General features: G+C 39.6%; 15 protein-coding genes, 1 tRNA gene and 1 other annotated feature. Of the genes, 12 read left to right on the forward strand and 4 right to left on the reverse strand.

Translation table 11 applies throughout. The annotated features are described in order from the left end of the window. Positions 1 to 191: 191 nt before the first annotated feature. The gene (locus tag IGI38_RS01985) at positions 192 to 1589 is read right to left on the reverse strand and encodes a TrkH family potassium uptake protein (RefSeq protein ID WP_438726045.1); all 1398 of its coding nucleotides are present in this window, start codon (positions 1587 to 1589) and stop codon (positions 192 to 194) included. A gap of 118 nt (positions 1590 to 1707) precedes the next feature. Next, positions 1708 to 2439: an SDR family oxidoreductase gene (locus IGI38_RS01990; RefSeq protein WP_438726048.1), complete on the reverse strand. Its 732-nt coding sequence runs from the start codon at positions 2437 to 2439 to the stop codon at positions 1708 to 1710. Positions 2440 to 2521: 82 nt separating this feature from the next. Between IGI38_RS01990 and IGI38_RS01995 the strand changes: the two genes are divergently transcribed. Beyond that, entirely contained in the window at positions 2522 to 2977 is a 456-nt protein-coding gene (locus tag IGI38_RS01995) for a MerR family transcriptional regulator (RefSeq protein WP_438726050.1), read from the forward strand. Positions 2978 to 2999: 22 nt separating this feature from the next. Here IGI38_RS01995 and IGI38_RS02000 read toward each other — a convergent pair whose 3' ends face one another. Further along, positions 3000 to 4535 (reverse strand): YfcC family protein, encoded by a 1536-nt coding sequence (locus IGI38_RS02000; RefSeq protein WP_438726052.1) that lies wholly within the window; start codon positions 4533 to 4535, stop codon positions 3000 to 3002. Positions 4536 to 4742: 207 nt separating this feature from the next. On the opposite strand from IGI38_RS02000, the gene IGI38_RS02005 reads away from it, so the two are divergent. The 6 genes from IGI38_RS02005 to upp all read left to right on the forward strand — a co-directional run bounded on the left by IGI38_RS02005 (position 4743) and on the right by upp (position 10519). Next, positions 4743 to 5327 carry a thymidine kinase gene (locus IGI38_RS02005; protein WP_438726055.1) on the forward strand — a complete coding sequence of 195 codons (585 nt, stop codon included), beginning with the start codon at positions 4743 to 4745 and terminating at the stop codon, positions 5325 to 5327. Between the two features lie 99 nt (positions 5328 to 5426). Beyond that, on the forward strand, positions 5427 to 6500 hold the full coding sequence (prfA, locus tag IGI38_RS02010) for a peptide chain release factor 1 (protein WP_438726057.1): 1074 nt from the start codon (positions 5427 to 5429) through the stop codon (positions 6498 to 6500). Further along, positions 6493 to 7323, forward strand: coding sequence for a peptide chain release factor N(5)-glutamine methyltransferase (gene prmC, locus IGI38_RS02015; RefSeq protein ID WP_438726060.1), 831 nt, complete (start codon positions 6493 to 6495; stop codon positions 7321 to 7323). The genes prfA and prmC overlap by 8 nt, the downstream gene beginning before the upstream one ends. A 178-nt stretch (positions 7324 to 7501) precedes the next feature. After that, on the forward strand, positions 7502 to 8515 hold the full coding sequence (locus IGI38_RS02020) for an L-threonylcarbamoyladenylate synthase (RefSeq protein WP_438726063.1): 1014 nt from the start codon (positions 7502 to 7504) through the stop codon (positions 8513 to 8515). A gap of 68 nt (positions 8516 to 8583) precedes the next feature. Then, a complete protein-coding gene (glyA, locus tag IGI38_RS02025) occupies positions 8584 to 9825 on the forward strand; it encodes a serine hydroxymethyltransferase (RefSeq protein ID WP_438726066.1) in 1242 nt (413 codons plus the stop codon). A 64-nt stretch (positions 9826 to 9889) separates the two neighbouring features. After that, a complete protein-coding gene (upp, locus tag IGI38_RS02030) occupies positions 9890 to 10519 on the forward strand; it encodes a uracil phosphoribosyltransferase (RefSeq protein WP_438726068.1) in 630 nt (209 codons plus the stop codon). A 48-nt stretch (positions 10520 to 10567) separates the two neighbouring features. On the opposite strand, the gene IGI38_RS02035 is transcribed toward upp, so the two are convergent. Further along, the gene (locus tag IGI38_RS02035) at positions 10568 to 10804 is read right to left on the reverse strand and encodes a hypothetical protein (RefSeq protein WP_438726070.1); all 237 of its coding nucleotides are present in this window, start codon (positions 10802 to 10804) and stop codon (positions 10568 to 10570) included. Between the two features lie 134 nt (positions 10805 to 10938). On the opposite strand from IGI38_RS02035, the gene IGI38_RS02040 reads away from it, so the two are divergent. From IGI38_RS02040 to IGI38_RS02060, 5 genes are all read left to right on the forward strand, one after another. After that, positions 10939 to 11011 (forward strand) — tRNA-Thr (locus IGI38_RS02040). A 164-nt stretch (positions 11012 to 11175) separates the two neighbouring features. Then, positions 11176 to 11796 carry a DUF1361 domain-containing protein gene (locus tag IGI38_RS02045; RefSeq protein ID WP_438726072.1) on the forward strand — a complete coding sequence of 207 codons (621 nt, stop codon included), beginning with the start codon at positions 11176 to 11178 and terminating at the stop codon, positions 11794 to 11796. An 89-nt stretch (positions 11797 to 11885) separates the two neighbouring features. Beyond that, entirely contained in the window at positions 11886 to 13082 is a 1197-nt protein-coding gene (locus IGI38_RS02050) for an FtsW/RodA/SpoVE family cell cycle protein (RefSeq protein WP_438726075.1), read from the forward strand. Next, positions 13075 to 13428 carry an arsenate reductase family protein gene (locus IGI38_RS02055; RefSeq protein ID WP_438726077.1) on the forward strand — a complete coding sequence of 118 codons (354 nt, stop codon included), beginning with the start codon at positions 13075 to 13077 and terminating at the stop codon, positions 13426 to 13428. Before IGI38_RS02050 ends, IGI38_RS02055 begins: the two co-directional genes overlap by 8 nt. 60 nt (positions 13429 to 13488) lie before the next feature. Then, complete coding sequence (locus IGI38_RS02060; protein ID WP_438726079.1) at positions 13489 to 13821, forward strand: glycine cleavage system protein H; 333 nt, start codon at positions 13489 to 13491, stop codon at positions 13819 to 13821. A gap of 62 nt (positions 13822 to 13883) precedes the next feature. Beyond that, positions 13884 to 14136: a binding site (T-box leader), on the forward strand. Positions 14137 to 14191: the final 55 nt, after the last annotated feature.

A 14191-nucleotide genomic window follows, 5' to 3' on the forward strand; every position in this document is an offset into this window, starting at 1 on the left:
TGAAAAAAAAGTTTAAATAGGTTTCCTTTTTCTTAATTTTTTAAACAGAATCATTTCTACAAAAGAAGTTCAATTTTCGACTGCCAATCTACTAATTGTGCTTAAAAAATAGTGGGCCGGCTTTTCTTATTTTACTAACCTGCTAAAGCGGGAAAAAAACTGACAAAAAAAGGCTGGAGCATTTTTCGCTCCTAGCCAATAATAATCTTTTCTTCTGGAAATTCATAGCCTAAGTCCTGAGTTTCTTTCGGTACGAAGAGCATCAATGTATACAGCATACCTACGCGACCAATGAACATTAAAATAGCGATCATGATCTTACCGGTACTGGAGAGGTCATCCGTGATACCCAAAGAAAGACCTGTCGTTCCAAAGGCTGAGGTAACTTCCACAATGATCGAAATCAAAGAATGATCCTCCGTCGCCGTCAAAAATAAAATACTGAAGAGGCACATTCCTGCTGAGAGCATAAAGACCACCACTGATTTACGTACGTCTTCCTGAGCGATTTTACGACCGAAAATGTTTATATCGTTTTCATTCTTTAAGAAAGAAAACAAATATAAGCCAATGATTGCGATAGTCGTGGTTCGAATTCCGCCGCCGACAGAACTGGGTGAACAACCGATGAACATCAATAAAGAAAAAATAATCAAGGTCGTATTTTGGAACAAGTTCAGATCATGAATTTGCAAGCCAGCATTCCGAGTCGTCATAGAATAGAAGGCTGAGTTCAGCCATTGATCAAACAAATTCATACTAGAGAAACTGTGATTTTTTTCTAACAGCCAGATCGCAACGGTCCCGCCAATAAAAAGTACAAAAAAGGCTAACAGGGCAATTTTTGAGAAGAGACTAAAGCGGAACGGAAGCCGAGATTTAGATTTTTTGTGGTAGACCCATCCGTGAAAATCCATTAGAACGGGAAAGCCGATCCCGCCGATAAAGATCAGTACCATAATTGTTACGATGAAAAAAACATCGTGGGAAAAGGGAATGATCGATTCACCAGTTACATCAAAGCCTGAGTTTGTTACCGCGGAAATAGCCTGATAAAAACCAAAAAAGATTGCTTCGGAAATTTTGTGATAATAACCTGCTAAATAGAAATAAATCGAAAAGATCGTACCGAATAAGACTTCAATTGCTAACAGCATCGTAAACGTGATTCGAATCAAATTGACGATTCCGCTGAGACGAGGCTGGTTCATATCGGTCATGATCAATTGCCGCTGTTTCAAAGTGATTCGACGTTTGGATACAATAAAAAAGAAGGTAGTGATCATCATAATTCCCAGTCCGCCGATATGGAATAAGACCTCCAGCATCAGGACACCGGTATCATTAAAGACCGAATTGATATCAAATGTCGTTAAACCAGTTACCGAAATTGTTGAAATAGCCATAAAAAGCATATCTAAGAAAGATACATGTGAACCTGGTTCGCGAAAAATCGGCAAACTAAATAAAATCAGTGAAAGAATCGTCATAGCTAAATAATAGAAGACGATGATTTGAATCGAAGAAAATCGATTATTGATTTTTTTCCAGCTTTTTTTAAGAAAACTTATTCGTCGATCAAAATTCATGGAGGACTCCTTAAATCATCTATTCAAAATTTTTAACAATAGAGACAGTATAGCATGCTTCCATAAAAAAAACTCCCACCGTTTTGGCAGGAGTGGGATAGCTAAATGACGCTAGTGATTAAGCATCTTGAGCCGTTGCAGCAATATCAATTTCGCGAATAGTTACTTCTTGCGGCATGTCATAAATGAATTTTACACTTTTGGCAACATGGACTGGATCAAGAGTAATCCCGCCCATGCTTTCTTTCCAAGCTTGGTAATCAGTCAACGCGTTTTGGTCCGTTACGTGGGTTAACAATTCTGTTTCAGCGGCACCGGGAGCGACTAGAGAAACCCGGACATTTGAACCAGAGACTTCCTCCCGGATCGTTTCACTTAAACCGTGTACACCGAATTTTGAAGCGACATATGCAGCATGGTTAGTGAAGGTTTTCTTCCCAGCAAGAGAAGACATATTGATGACAGTCCCGTGGTTGCGTTTCTTCATATCTGGCAGCACGATTTGCATCCCGTTCAATACCCCCATGACATTAGTGTTCATCATCGTTTGCCATTCAGCTGGGTCTTGGTCCAAGACATTGCCAAGCAACATCACACCAGCATTATTAACTAACAGATCAACTGGTCCATACACATTTTCGGCTTTTTTGATACTGGCTTCAAAAGTTTTATAATCAGTCACATCCACTTGTTCAATCATTACATTGTCAAAGTTTAATGGTAGTGCTTTGATTTTTTCCACCCGCCGACCTAATAAAAGTAAAGGAAACCCTGCTTGATTAAAAAGTTTGGCGATCTCAGCACCAAAACCAGAGCTTGCACCTGTAATTACAACTAAAGATTTTTCCATTTAAATTGCCTTCTTTCAAATTTATGATACACTTACTCTACTACTTGGAGTTAACTCCAGGTCAAGAAAGAAGTTTGAAAAAATGAAAAAATTTTTAATTGGTGATATCACAAAGAAGTATGGTATCTCGCAAGATACGTTAAGATATTATGATAAAGCGGGTTTATTGCCTTTTGTTAAGAAAAACCAAGCAGGACGAAGGGAATTTACAGAAGATGATCTGGGCTACATCGAAGTCATTGATTGTTTGAAGCGTTCAGGGATTCCTGTCAAAGAAATCGCTAAATTCATGGACTGGTGTGTAGAAGGCGACAAGACATTGCCTCAACGGTATGCCTTTATGGTCGAGCAAGAGGCTGCTCTGGAGAAAAAAATTCATGATTTACAGGCACAACTTGATTTTTTACGCTGGAAAAAATGGTACTATCAAACGGCCAACGAGGCTGGCACAGAGACAATCTTCTTTAAAGAAGGAACGCGGCAGGTCGATGATAAATGGCATCAGAAATATAGTGAATCAAAAAGACTTGAATCCTGATAAGATCCAAGTCTTTTTTTCTTTATGAGATGAATACACCAATCGCTAAGAAGGCGAGGATCAGAATAATGATCGTGACCAGTAATTTGGTAACGAATTTAATCCATTTATCAAATCCAATATTCACAACTGAGAGAGAGACTAAAATCAACCCAGTTGGTGCAACTAATCCAATCAAACCTTGTCCCCAGTTATACGCATCCACAATCAATGCACGATCGATTCCGACAACATCAGCTAAAGGCGCCATAATCGGCATCGATAATACTGCTAACCCAGAAGAGGATTGAATGAAGAAACCTAAGATAATATAAACAAGGAACATGAACCAAATAAAGATGATATTGTTCATACCGCTGATCGCATTACTAAAGAAATTCATGATCGTATCACTAATGAAGCTATTCTCCATGACAATGCCGACTGAACGTGCGAGCCCGACAATTAAAGCGACCCCTAGAAGATCAGCAGCCCCAGTGACAAAGCTGTCGATAAATTTTTTCTCGCCTAAGCCAGAGACAAATGCTAAAACATAGGTCACTGCTAAGAAAACGACCGCAATCTCAGTAAAATACCATCCGAGTTGTTGTACTCCATAGATCATTACAACAAATCCTAAGGCAAAAACGAGTAGAGAAAATTTTTGACGTTTTGTAAAATTCGCATTTTTTTCGCGATCTTGGCCGCCTAAGAATCGTTCATGGTCACTTTCAGCTTGATCAGCGACAAGTGAAGCAGCAGGATTCAATCGAACTTTTTCTGCATAACGGATTGTGTAGATAATGGATATACCGACTGCGGTAATCCACATTAAGATACGCAACGGCATACCATCTGTAAAACTAATTCCCGCAGCATTCGAGGCGATAACTGTCGAGAATGGATTGATAGTCGAACTCATTGTGCCAATTGCGGTTCCGAGATAGATCGTGGCGACTGCCGTTAAAGTGTCGTATCCCGCTAGTAAAAATATCGGAATCAAAATTGGATAAAAAGCAATTGTTTCTTCAGCTAATCCAAAGGTCGTACCGCCAATTGCAATCAAAGTAGTTACGATAACAATCAACCATTTTTGTTTACCTTTCAACTTTTCTGAAAGACGCATCATCCCTGCGTCCATTGCCCCAGTGGCATTGACGATACCGATCACGCCGCCCAGTATCAAGATAAAAATCATGATATCAACACTCTCAGTAATCCCCTGAACTTGAGATCTAAGAAATTGTGTAATAGTTCCCATTATTCCACGTTTTGGTTTTTTGATCTGTTCGTAAGAATTTGGTATTGCTGCTGGACGATAAATAGTGCCATCGCGAAATTTATCCACTTTGATATTAATTTTGTACTTATCCAATGTTTTCTGCGTAGCCGGTTCCATGATTGTTTTGTCCTGCGCATTAGTAACGGCGAATTGATCTTTTTCGCTGTCATACGTCAAGGTACTGTATTTGCCGGAAGGAATAAAAAATGTTAGAGCCTGAACCAAGATCAGTACAATGATGATGACCGTGTAGGCGGAAGGGAAACTGCGCCTTTTCTTTTTTACTGATTGTTCCATAAAAAGCCTCCTATTTAATAAGTATTTTAAAATGATTACCGCTAAATTTTAGCATTGAAGCCTTATAATTCTAAAAAATTAGCCTGTGACTTTGTCGAAAATAGTCATTGATTCTTCTAAGAAGATTCTTCAATGAAAATTATTACTGTAAATAATCCTTCTTTTCCGCTATAATACGATAGGAACAAAAGGGAAAGGTGACATGAAATGGCCCAACTTTTTTTTAAATATGGTGCAATGAACAGCGGGAAGACGATCGAAATTTTGAAAGTCGCCCATAATTATGAGGAACAAAATAAACCGGTAGTGTTAATGACTAGCGGATTAGATACGCGTGAAGGCGTGGGAACTATCTCCAGCCGAATCGGATTAAGCCGACCAGCAGTACCTATTTTTTCTGAGACGAATATCTTTGAGTTTATTCAGAGTCTCGATTATAAACCTTATTGCATATTGATCGATGAATCGCAATTTCTATCAAAAGAGCACGTGGTACAATTGGCACAAGTCGTCGATGATTTAGATATTCCAGTGATGGCCTTTGGATTGAAAAATGATTTTCGAAATGAAATGTTTGAAGGTTCTAAGTACTTGCTGCTTTATGCGGATAAATTGGAAGAGTTAAAAACAATTTGCTGGTTTTGTCATAAAAAGGCAACGATGAACCTGCACTATATTGATGGACGCCCAGTTTATGAAGGCGATCAAGTACAAATTGGGGGGAATGAAGCCTATTACCCAGTTTGTCGCAAACATTATCTACATCCAGAGATTGATCATACTGCTAATTAAAAGTTTAGCGGAATGATATGCGTGATGAAAATCAGCCTCATTTTCCAAAAGAAAATGAATACTTTAAAAATGAATTAGAAATTAGGAGGAATTTAATCAATGTACGATCAACTGCAAGCAATTGAAGATCGTTATGAGGAGCTTGGTGAATTACTTAGTGACCCAGAAGTCATCAGTGATACTCAGCGCTTCATGCAGCTGTCAAAAGAAGAAGCAAGTACTCGTGATACAGTAGAGACGTATCGCCGCTATAAAAAAGTGGTGGAGGGCATTAGTGATGCAGAAGAATTATTAGGCGAGAACCTAGATGCCGAGATGGCAGAAATGGCCAAAGAAGAACTGTCTGATCTGAAAAAAGAAAAAGAAGTTTTAGAAGATGAAATTAAGATTCTTCTATTGCCGAAAGACCCTAACGATGACAAAAATATCATTATGGAGATTCGTGGAGCCGCTGGGGGAGATGAAGCCGCATTATTTGCCGGTGATCTTTTCACGATGTATCAGAAATATGCGGAAGCCCAAGGTTGGAAGACAGAAGTCATGGAAGCCAATGTAACAGGAATCGGCGGCTATAAAGAAGTGATTATGATGATTACAGGCGATAACGTTTATTCAAAATTGAAATACGAAAGTGGGGCGCATCGCGTACAGCGTGTGCCGTCAACTGAATCTCAAGGTCGTATCCATACGTCAACTGCGACTGTCGTAGTAATGCCAGAAGCTGAAGAAGTTGAGATCGATCTTGCAGATAAAGACATTCGGACTGATATTTATCATGCTTCTGGAGCTGGTGGACAGCATGTCAATAAGACAGCTTCTGCTGTTCGATTGACCCATATTCCAACAGGTATTGCGGTTGCCATGCAAGATGAGCGTTCTCAGATCAAAAACCGGGAAAAAGCGATGAAGATCTTACGTGCTCGTGTGTACGATAAGATCCAACAAGAAGCGCAAAATGAATATGATGCGAGTCGTAAATCTGCTGTCGGGACAGGCGATCGCTCGGAACGTATCCGGACGTACAACTTCCCGCAAAATCGTGTGACCGATCACCGTATCGGCCTAACGATCCAAAAACTAGATCAGATCCTAGCAGGTAAGCTGGATGAGATTATCGATGCCTTGATTATGTATGATCAAACCAAGAAATTGGAAGATATGCAAAATGGCTAAAACTTATGTAGAAGTCCTGTCAGGGGCTTCTTCTTTTTTAGAAGCAGCTGGCAAAGAAGGCTACGCAATTGAATATCTTTTTCTTGCTCGCAAGAATTGGGACAAGACGCAGTGGCTGATGCACATGCGGGAAGACATTTCATTGGAAGATGAAGCAGTAATTGAAGCAGATCTAAGAAGCCTGCTGGAGAATATTCCGCCACAATACTTGCTGGGATATGAGTATTTCTTTGAGCATTGTTTTAAAGTGACGGAAGATACATTGATTCCACGACCAGAAACGGAAGAGTTGGTGGCCTTATGTCTAGCTATGAATGATCGAGTATCAAAAAAAGTTGTCGATATCGGAACGGGTACGGGAGCAATTGCAGTCAGTCTAAAGTTGAATCGTCCAGAGTGGCAAGTAACAGCTGTCGATATTTCTGAAGGAGCTCTGGAAATCGCAGAAGAGAATGCCGCAAACTTGCATGCCCAAATCAGCTTTAAACAAAGCGATGTTTTATCAGCAATTAGCGAGAAACAAGATATTATTATCAGTAATCCTCCCTATATCAGCCAAAGTGAATGGGATTTAATGGATGAGAGTGTACGAACCTATGAACCTAAATCAGCTCTTTTTGCTGAGAACGAGGGTCTAGCCATCTATCAAAAAATCGCATTGGAAAGTCGTGATATTTTACAGCCAGATGGGATGATTTTTCTAGAGATTGGTTTTCGTCAAGGGCGAAAGGTACAGAAAATGTTTCAGCAGGCTTTTCCGAATAAAAAAGTAACGGTTCATCAAGATATGTCAGGAAACGATCGTATGATAGTGGTAGCATAAAAATTATTTTTAAAAAAGAAAATAATAAAAGAACACTGGAGTAAAGGGCTTAAGAACCGAAAAAAGTTATCAACATAGTTATACACACTTGACAATTCGGTTATCCACACTACGGGGATAAGTCGAAAAAGAAAGTTTTTAAATTAGGAAAAGCAAAAAAAGGAGCTGTGGAGAAGCTGTGGAAACGAAAATTTTTCAGTCAGATCAAATAAATCAAGCGGCAGCATTATTGCGTCAAGGAGAACTGGTGGCTTTTCCGACGGAGACCGTCTACGGATTAGGTGCCAATGCACTTTTACCGGAATCGGTGAAGCAGGTTTTTGCGGTCAAAGGACGTCCGAGTGACAACCCCTTGATCGTCCATGTCGCTGATTTTTCAATGACAAAGGAGTTCGTGGATAGTTACCATCCATTAACTGAAAAAATCATCAAAAATTTTTGGCCGGGACCGCTAACGTTAATTTTTACTATTAAGGAAGATAGTTTAAGTCCTGTTGTGACAGGAGGGTTATCCACAGCAGCCTTTAGAATGCCAGATAATAAAAAAACATTATCTTTAATTGAAAAGACTGGCGCACCGCTGGTTGGGCCGAGTGCCAATACATCAGGTAAGCCGAGCCCAACGACTGCAGTGCATGTATATCATGATTTAAATGGGAAGATCGCTGGAATATTGGATGATGGCGCGACACAAATCGGTGTGGAATCGACGGTCTTAGATTTGAGCAGCGAGGTGCCAACAATTTTACGTCCTGGGGCTGTGACACAGGAAGTATTGGAAGAGGTTTTAGGGATTGAGGTTCCATTAGACAAACATCTGGTAAAAGAAAGTGAGACACCAAAGGCTCCAGGTATGAAATATAAACATTATTCTCCAGACACACCTGTTTTGATGATCCATTCTGACGATTGGGAAGACGCTTTGGATTGGGCGGAGAAAAACAATAAAAAAATTGGTTTGCTAGCGACACCAAGTATTGCAAACCGATATTCTTCAGCCGATCGCTTTGTTTTTGAAGAGGATACGATAAAGGCGGCGACTCGAGGCTTATTCAGCGGGTTGCGTGCCTTGGATGAAGCGAAAAAAGTGGATATTATCTTTGCTGAAGTCTTTCCAGAAGATCATTTAGGCTTGGCATATATGAATCGTTTGAAGAAAGCGGCAGCACAAAATTATTTTAGTAAAAAGTAAACAAAAGATTCGATTATCTGCTGAAACTTTCGTATACTTAAAACAGAAAATTGAAAGGTGGCGTTGGGATGGATTACAAAACACTAGATCCCGAACTATGGGGAGCAATTGAAAATGAGGCGGAGCGTCAAGAACAGAATATTGAACTGATCGCCTCAGAAAATATCGTGTCAGAAGCAGTACAGATGGCACAAGGGAGCGTCTTAACGAATAAATACGCAGAAGGGTATCCTGGACGCCGTTATTATGGCGGTTGTGAGTTTGTTGATGTTGTTGAAAACTTGGCAATTGATCGCGCCAAAGAATTATTTGATGCGAAATTTGCCAATGTTCAAGCACATTCTGGTTCGCAAGCGAATCAAGCGGCTTATTTCTCATTGATTCAACCTGGAGATACGGTCCTGGGGATGGATCTATCAGCAGGAGGACACTTGACGCATGGTTCACCAGTGAATGTCAGCGGGAAATTGTATAATTTTGTCAGCTATGGAGTAGATCCTCATACAGAAACGATCGATTATGAAGTCGTTCGTATTTTGGCGCGGAAACATCAGCCGAAATTAATTGTAGCGGGAGCGAGTGCATATAGCAGAACAATCGATTTTGCCCGGTTCCGAGAAATCGCTGATGAAGTTGATGCAAAATTAATGGTGGATATGGCACACATTGCAGGACTAGTAGCAACAGGTTTGCATCCCAACCCAGTCCCTTACGCAGATATCGTAACGTCAACGACACATAAAACCTTACGCGGACCTCGTGGCGGATTAATCCTAACTAACGACGCAGAACTGGCTAAGAAAATCAATAGCGCGGTTTTCCCAGGGCTGCAAGGCGGTCCATTAGAGCACGTTATCGCAGGGAAAGCTGTAGCCTTTAAGGAAGCTTTAGCTCCAGAATTCAAAACCTATAGTGAGCAAGTTCTTAAAAATGCTCAAGCGATGGTTAAAGTCTTTAATCAGGCGCCTGAAACACGAGTGATTTCTGGTTCTAGCGACAATCATTTGTTATTGATCGAAGTGACCGGCTTTGATATTACTGGCCGTGAAGCAGAAGAATTATTAGACAGCGTGCACATTACTGTAAATAAAAATTCAATTCCTTTTGAGTCAAAAAGCTTTAAAGAAACCAGTGGTATTCGGATCGGAACACCTGCGATTACTAGTCGAGGTTTTGAAGAAGAGGACGCGAAGCAAGTCGCTGATTTAATCATTGAAACCTTACGTTCTAAAGGTGATGAAGGAAAATTAGCAGAGATTCGCAAAGCTGTTTTAGAATTAACAGATTCTCATCCAATTCATGCACATTAGACTAGTTTTCTTATAGCAGTTGTCTTATAATTAGGAGAAATGCAGAATAAAGGAGCAATTTATTATGGGCAAGTTTCAAGTAATTGATCATCCATTGATTCAACACAAATTAACGATTATTCGTGATAAAAATTGTGGAACGAAGGTTTTTCGTGAAGTGGTAAATGAAATCGCGATGTTGATGGCTTATGAGGTTTCACGTGATATGCCGTTAGAAGATATCGAGATTGAGACACCAATCACGCTGTCTACACAAAAAACGTTATCTGGGAAGAAAGTTGCGATCGTACCGATCTTACGTGCTGGTATCGGCATGGTAGACGGTATCTTGGAATTGATTCCTGCTGCAAAAGTCGGACATATCGGTATGTTCCGTGATGAAGAAACATTAGAACCACATGAATATTTCTTCAAGATGCCAGAGGATATTGACAGCCGTCAATTATTCATCGTTGACCCGATGTTAGCAACAGGTGGTTCAGCAATCATGGCGATCGACTCATTGAAAAAACGCGGGGCATCAAACATGAAATTTGTTTGTTTAGTGGCTGCACCTGAAGGCGTCAAAGTTTTACAGGAAGCACACCCAGATGTGGACATTTATACAGCGGCATTAGATGATCAATTGAACGATCAAGGGTACATCGTTCCTGGTCTAGGCGATGCTGGTGACCGTTTATTCGGTACAAAATAAAAAAAGTAGCGAGCCGTCATAAACGGTTCGCTATTTTTGATTAAAAAACTAAATCTTTTCCATTTGTTTATAATTGATAACGACGACGCCGTTGGAATGAGTAATCAAATCTTCATTATCCTGCTTTTCATCGATTTCAACGACAGCTGCGTTTTTCAATTGTTTAGCGACCACCCCAGTTTGAGATTGACCGCGAATAGTGAACATGACGTGTGTCTTTACTGGAAATTTTTTACCAGCTTCGGAAGGGTCAACGTGTGTTTCTATTTTGCCAAATGTAGCCATTTGTTTCGAACGCCTCCTTTTATCACTTGCTTAATTTTAGCACATTTTCAAGTTTTTTTCATGTAATCGCTTTTTAAGAGGATTCTTACTTTACTTTTTGGTAGAAGTTTTCTATAATTTCTCTTGTATCAAACGCCAGCTTAGCTCAGTCGGTAGAGCAACGCACTCGTAACGCGTAGGTCACAGGTTCGATTCCTGCAGCTGGCATATTTAAAAGTCGTCGTATCAAAGTTTATCCTTTGGTATGGACGACTTTTTTCTATAGAAGAAATAAATTCGAAAAAACTTCTAAATGTTTTAGTAAAATGTGTGTTACGGTAAAATTGATCCATTTTTTTGCAATGATTTATTATACAAAATTGAGGAGAACTATGAAAAAAGTTTATATGTTTCATCTAGCTGTATGGCTATATATTTTATTTATGCATTTTGGTCAAACGACGTTTTCTTTTATGGGGCTGAATGTCTTTTTGGCATGGTTGCCGATTGTTTTTGCTCAACTGTTTATGCAGGGGAAACGTCTAATGTGCTGGATTTTTGCCCCTTTGTGGCTTTTGTTTTTTCCTAATGTCCCTTATTTAATGACTGACTTGTTTCATTTAACTAGCTTAAGGATTTATCAGCCTGGTGGACACTTTCTGATGAATGTTAACGACTGGTGGTCGTATTTTTTATTAGTGCTTCCAATAGTCTTAATGGTATTCATTGGCATGGCACAAGTATTTAAGCTTTTTTCAGTTGTTAAATTGCGGCAATCACAGAGAATCAGCGGTCTTCTGGTAGTATCGATTCTTTCAAGTATTGCTGTTTATATTGGACGATTTGACCGTATTCATTCCATCGAGTTATTGGTTCGTCCGCTGAAGGTGTTGAAATTATTGATGGGGAATTGGAGTGCAGAAAAGCTTCAATTTGTCTTAATGTTTAGTTTATTACAATTGGGAATTTGGGGTTTGATTTATTATTTGCGACAGGAGACAAACGAAGAATAAAGATTTTACAAAGTCAGCAATGCTTGCTTTTCTTTAGACAAAGAAGCGTCTATAATAGAGCGAGTATACTGGTGGAAAAGAGATGAACGATGGATAGATTGAAAAAAAATAATGATGACAGCCGGATTGATTACGGCGTCATTTTACCTGTTTTCATATTATGTTTAATTGGAATGCTGTCACTGTATGTGGCTTTGTCGCAAGATCCAAGAGATCCTAATGTTTTTCGGAATATGGTCATGCAAGGGATTTGGTACGTGGTTGGAGCAGCAGCAATTGTTATTATCATTCATTTTGATGCGAAACTATTGTGGCGGTTGACTCCTTTTTTATACGTGATTGGATTAGCAGTCATGTTGGCGCTATTGAAGTATTACGATCCGACATTAGCTGCCTCAACAGGTTCAAAAAACTGGTTTAAGCTTGGCACGTTAACCTTTCAACCTGCGGAGCTAATGAAGATAGCATATATTTTGATGCTGGCTCTAGTTATTACAAAGCACAATACCATGATTAAATTGCGTTCTTTAAAAACAGATTTTAAACTGATCTTAAAAATGGTGATTATAACGATTCCTGTTTTAGTTTTAGTTTTGGCACAAAAAGATTTTGGGACAATGTTAGTTTTCTTGGCGATTTTTGCGGGAATGTTTTTGATGTCAGGTATTTCTTGGTTAGTTGTAATACCAGTCGTTGTGATTGCGGTAATTATCGGTGTTTCAGTCATTTTATTAGTGACTACAGACGGCGGGCGAGAGATGTTGACTCATATCGGATTTAAAAACTATCAATTTGCTCGAATCGATTCATGGCTAGAACCATTCCATGACCCACAAGGGAAAAGTTTCCAATTGGCTCATGCATTGATGGCGATCGGTTCTGGCGGAATGTTTGGGACTGGCTATAATGTCAGCCATGTTTACGTACCGGTTCGTGAGTCAGATATGATCTTCACGGTAATCGGTGAGAATTTTGGCTTTGTTGGCGGTGCTTTTGTAATCTTGCTCTATTTTATTTTGATTTATCGAATGATTCGGTTATGCTTTGACATGAATAATGAATTTTATGCTTATATCGCCTCAGGGATCATTATGATGATGCTGTTCCATGTCTTTGAAAATATCGGCGCGAATATTGGACTATTGCCATTAACGGGTATTCCGTTGCCGTTTATCAGTCAGGGTGGTTCATCGATTTTAGGAAATATGATTGGGATCGGCTTGATCTTATCAATGCGTTATCAAAGCGTAGGCAAGAAATCTGTTAGGAGGACACGCAGTGCTTAAATTTTATTGGTATCCAAAATGTTCAACTTGTCGTAAAGCGAAAGCTTGGTTAGACCAAGCGGGTGTTGATTATGAAACGATTGATTTGATTCAAGACACACCCTCAGCTGCTGAGTTTGAGAAATGGTTGACAGCAAGCGAACTGCCCGTTCGAAGATTCTTCAATACAAGCGGGATGAAATATCGTGAGCTTGAGTTAAAGGAAAAAATGGCTGATATGTCTATCGAAGAGGCTAGTAAATTATTGGCGAGTGACGGGATGCTGGTGAAGCGCCCATTGCTGATCAAAGATGATCAATTTTTATTGAATGGTTTTAAAGAAGCGACCTACGAAAGTTCTATTTAAACTTTAGAGGATTCAGCCGAATATGTATTTTCTACTATGAAAAAGGAGCGTTATAAATAAATGAGTTACTTGAAAAAAAATGAAGGTCTATGGATCTTGCACAATGATAAAGATTATTGCATGGGTTTGACTGCAGAGATGGCAGAGACACTTGGTGAAGTCACTTTTATTTCTTTACCAAAAGTCGGACAAACTGTTAAAGCGGGAGATCCTTTATTAGAGATTGAAGCTGAAAAAGCGGTGCAAGAATTCAAGAGTCCTTTAGCAGGCGTGGTTTCTTCGGTTAGTGAAAAAGTTTTAGCTGATCCTGCCGCATTGAACGTGAAGGAAGAACTAGATGCATGGATCTTGTCATTGCGCGAGGTTGATGTAGACGAGTTTGAAAACTTATAGAGAAATTTTCACTTGTGGTTTGACAGGATAAAATCAGCCTGATATAATCCTTTCATACACATGAGAAAGCGATGAAAAGAAAAGTACATCTGATTAAAGTACAAAGAGAGCTCCAGTACGCTGAAAAGGAGTTACGGTAATGAGATGGAAAATGGTCTTTGAGCAGGATGGACGAAGCAGGTGCCAAGTCTATCACGGGAGTGCCCGTTACAGCACCTCAGTATACGCGTGAAGCAAGTACTGGCAGAGGTTGTGATCGTAAGGTCAGAACGAATTTTAGGTGGTAACACGGAAGTCAAAGCTTTCGTCCTAAGTGTACAGTCGTACATTTTTTAGGACGGAAGCTTTTTTGCGATTTACACTTTTCGCA

Origin of the sequence: Enterococcus sp. AZ128 (assembly GCF_051714485.1) — a bacterium.
Classification (GTDB): Bacteria; Bacillota; Bacilli; order Lactobacillales; family Enterococcaceae; genus Enterococcus_A.

What these genes read in the sequence shown, in the direction of transcription:
- prmC (WP_438726060.1), top strand. Translation starts at nt 6,493, where the DNA reads ATGGCTAAAACTTATGTAGAAGTCCTGTCAGGGGCTTCTTCTTTTTTA.
- IGI38_RS02005 (WP_438726055.1), top strand. Translation starts at nt 4,743, where the DNA reads ATGGCCCAACTTTTTTTTAAATATGGTGCAATGAACAGCGGGAAGACG.
- IGI38_RS02050 (WP_438726075.1), top strand. Translation starts at nt 11,886, where the DNA reads ATGGATAGATTGAAAAAAAATAATGATGACAGCCGGATTGATTACGGC.
- IGI38_RS02060 (WP_438726079.1), top strand. Translation starts at nt 13,489, where the DNA reads ATGAGTTACTTGAAAAAAAATGAAGGTCTATGGATCTTGCACAATGAT.
- IGI38_RS02000 (WP_438726052.1), bottom strand. Translation starts at nt 4,535, where the DNA reads ATGGAACAATCAGTAAAAAAGAAAAGGCGCAGTTTCCCTTCCGCCTAC.
- upp (WP_438726068.1), top strand. Translation starts at nt 9,890, where the DNA reads ATGGGCAAGTTTCAAGTAATTGATCATCCATTGATTCAACACAAATTA.
- glyA (WP_438726066.1), top strand. Translation starts at nt 8,584, where the DNA reads ATGGATTACAAAACACTAGATCCCGAACTATGGGGAGCAATTGAAAAT.
- prfA (WP_438726057.1), top strand. Translation starts at nt 5,427, where the DNA reads ATGTACGATCAACTGCAAGCAATTGAAGATCGTTATGAGGAGCTTGGT.
- IGI38_RS01985 (WP_438726045.1), bottom strand. Translation starts at nt 1,589, where the DNA reads ATGAATTTTGATCGACGAATAAGTTTTCTTAAAAAAAGCTGGAAAAAA.
- IGI38_RS02035 (WP_438726070.1), bottom strand. Translation starts at nt 10,804, where the DNA reads ATGGCTACATTTGGCAAAATAGAAACACACGTTGACCCTTCCGAAGCT.
- IGI38_RS02045 (WP_438726072.1), top strand. Translation starts at nt 11,176, where the DNA reads ATGAAAAAAGTTTATATGTTTCATCTAGCTGTATGGCTATATATTTTA.
- IGI38_RS01995 (WP_438726050.1), top strand. Translation starts at nt 2,522, where the DNA reads ATGAAAAAATTTTTAATTGGTGATATCACAAAGAAGTATGGTATCTCG.
- IGI38_RS01990 (WP_438726048.1), bottom strand. Translation starts at nt 2,439, where the DNA reads ATGGAAAAATCTTTAGTTGTAATTACAGGTGCAAGCTCTGGTTTTGGT.